This window comes from Rhodoplanes roseus, from assembly GCF_003258865.1.
In the GTDB taxonomy this organism is placed as follows: domain Bacteria; phylum Pseudomonadota; class Alphaproteobacteria; order Rhizobiales; family Xanthobacteraceae; genus Rhodoplanes; species Rhodoplanes roseus.
In genome coordinates this window covers 1-247 of the sequence record NZ_NPEX01000942.1, presented here as the reverse complement: position 1 = coordinate 247, position 247 = coordinate 1, and the positions used below count along the sequence as shown (strand labels likewise).

Annotated in this window: 1 protein-coding gene; it reads left to right on the top strand. The window is 60.7% G+C overall.

The genetic code is table 11. From position 1 onward, the window contains the following. Positions 1–247, top strand: a 247-nt coding sequence (locus tag CH341_RS33105) for a Crp/Fnr family transcriptional regulator (protein ID WP_146604820.1), incomplete at both ends; no start/stop codon positions are given.

The following is a 247-nucleotide window of genomic DNA, read 5'->3' as shown; positions in this document are numbered from 1 at the left end:
AGCAGCCGACATCCAACTATTCCAATGTGCTCGCGGGCGTCGTGAAACTGTCGAAGATGCTGCCGGACGGACGCCAGCAGATCGTCGGTCTCCAGTTTGCGCCGGATTTCGTCGGTCGCCCGTTCTCGCCGGAGAGTTCGCTCAAGGCCGAAGCGGTGACGAGCACGGTTCTGTGCACCTTCCCGCGACAGCTTCTGGAGCGGATGATCAGCGAATCGCCGGAGCTGGAGCACAAGCTCTATCTTCA